Here is a 702-nt window from a genome sequence, read left to right as displayed (position 1 = left end):
GTAGGCCTTTACCCTACCAACTAGCTAATCTTGCTTGGGCTCATCTGATGGCGTGAGGCCCGAAGGTCCCCCACTTTGCTCCCCCCTATTACAGAAAGAGGTTATGCGGTATTAGCCACCGTTTCCAGTGGTTGTCCCCCTCCATCAGGCAGATTCCCAAGTTGTACTCACCCGTCCGCCGCTCGTCATCATCTAGCAAGCTAGATATGTTACCGCTCGACTTGCATGTGTTAAGCCTGCCGCCAGCGTTCAATCTGAGCCATGATCAAACTCTTCAATTAAAAGTGCTTGATGCAAAGTGCTTCACTTCGCTAACTCTAAGGAATAAATTCCCAAGAACTAACAAACAAAGCCGCTCAACTTTATGAATTTCTGGTTACTTATATATAAGCAACTTGTCACTCGAAAGCTGAACCTTGTTACAGAAGTAAACTTCTGCAACTGCCACCGAAGTGGCTTTGGTTGATGCTTTTCTTGCGCAAGTGCCCACACAGATTACTTGGCTTGATATATTGTTAAAGAACGTTGCTCGGCTCAGTGGAGCTCGTAGCAGGGAAGCGAATTTTACGCGACCCAGTGAGGAAGTCAAGACCTTGATTTCATATTTTCGAATCAAATTTCGCAACGTCGTTTACCCGAAGGTATTTCTTGCTGCGCTTGTCTTTCTCGTGGCTGACACCTCGGTGACAACGGAGGCGAATT

Annotated in this window: 1 rRNA gene; it reads right to left on the bottom strand. The window is 46.9% G+C overall.

Annotated elements, in window-relative coordinates:
- Positions 1-281 (bottom strand): 16S ribosomal RNA (locus tag VT06_RS16965); the annotation flags it as partial.
- Between the last annotated feature and the right edge of the window lie 421 nt (positions 282-702).

This window comes from Arsukibacterium sp. MJ3 (assembly GCF_000987765.1).
In the GTDB taxonomy this organism is placed as follows: domain Bacteria; phylum Pseudomonadota; class Gammaproteobacteria; order Enterobacterales; family Alteromonadaceae; genus Alishewanella.
Note: the sequence above shows the minus strand (reverse complement) of the source record. Positions and strands in the feature narration are given on the sequence as shown.